Origin of the sequence: Streptomyces sp. NPDC001941, from assembly GCF_040296945.1 — a bacterium.
Classification (GTDB): Bacteria; Actinomycetota; Actinomycetes; order Streptomycetales; family Streptomycetaceae; genus Streptomyces.
In genome coordinates this window covers 1-1,471 of the sequence record NZ_JBEOYE010000254.1, presented here as the reverse complement: position 1 = coordinate 1,471, position 1,471 = coordinate 1, and the positions used below count along the sequence as shown (strand labels likewise).

Genomic DNA, 1,471 nt, shown 5'->3' with positions numbered 1-1,471 from the left:
GCGGGGCGGGTCGCCCCGCCTCACCGGACGGACCGCTCCGGGGCGACGCCGTTCGCGGTCCGGAGAGTCCTGACAGTGCCGTTCCGTCCTCGTGGCCCACACGGCCACGTGCGTCAAAGGGATCAAAGGGAGAGGTCATGCATCCACGCTGGAACGGTCCGGAGGGGACCGGCCCGCGCAGTGGTCGCGAGGAGAGGCAGGCACGCGCGCACGGGGTGCGCGGGCGCCGTGGAGCAGGAGCGGCGCTCAGCTCCGCCCTGGTGGTGCTGAGCGCGGTGGGGGGCGTCGCGGCGGGCGGTAGTACGACGGCCTTCGCGGCGGGGCCCGGGGCTGTGGCGGATCCGGGTACGCCCGGGGTCGCGCAGGAGCCGAAGGAGCTGTTCGTCGAGAACTTCGAGAACGGCATGGGCAACCGCGTGGTCATGCTCCCGGCGTACACGGGAGCCATGGGTACGAAGTACACGGCCGACCCGGCGTGGCTGACGAACTGCAACGGTGCCATCGTGTCGTCCTCCATGCCGGTCAGTGAGGCGGGCGCCGCCGGTTGCCGGAACAGCTTCCCGAGCACCCGGGTCCTCGCCAACGTCCTGGGCCAGGTCGCGGGCAACGACCCGAACACCAACCACGCGGTGACGGCCTTCACCGAGGGCGACCCGGGTGCCAACAAGGTCCAGTTCGAGACCACGGCACCCGTCCCGCTGAACGTGAGTAACCGGTTCGTGACCTTCAGCGTCGACGGGGCCGCGACGGCTTGTACCGTCCGCGGGCCGCGGTTCCAGTTCTCGCTCCTCGACGGGGCGACCGCGCGCCCGGTCGGCGGCACCCTCAACCCCTGCACCGACAGCCGCGCCAGGGACTACTCGGGCGTACGCGCAGGCCGCTTCCCGGCCACCTCGTCCATGCTCTTCTCCGGTACGTCCGCCGGCATCCGGATGATCAACGCGGAGGGCTCCGGCGCGGGCAACGACGCCGCCTTCGACAACATCCGCCTCATCGACGTGACCCCGCAGCTGGACAAGTCGTTCAGCCCCCGGTCCGTCCCCGCCGGGCAGAACTCCACGGTGACGTTCACCATCACCAACACCAACGAACTCGGCGCGAAGAACGGCTGGTCGTTCACCGACCGCCTGCCCACCGGCGTCACCCTGGCGAGCGCGCCCACCACCAACTGCCCCAGCGCCAGCGTCACCGGTGCCGTGGGCGGCTCGTCGATCGCTCTCACCGGCGGCAACCTGAACGCGAACCAGGTCTCCTGCACGGTGACCGCGCAGGTCACCTCCCGGACGGCGGGCGACTACGTCAACACGCCCGACGACGTCACCACGGTGGGCCTGAACGCCCCCGCCGACGCCCCCGTCACCTTCACGGAGTCCGCCGACCTCGTCAGCGAGAAGGACTCCCTCGGCACCGGACCGCTCAGGCCCGGCCAGACCTTCGACTACCGCGTCACGGCCAGGAACCGGGGCCCCTC

General features: G+C 71.4%; 1 protein-coding gene. It reads left to right on the top strand.

Annotation, left to right across the window (positions count from 1 at the left end):
• Positions 1–137 precede the first annotated feature (137 nt).
• Positions 138–1,471, top strand: a 1,334-nt coding sequence (locus ABT160_RS46970; RefSeq protein ID WP_502984433.1) for a DUF7933 domain-containing protein, incomplete at its 3' end; no start/stop codon positions are given.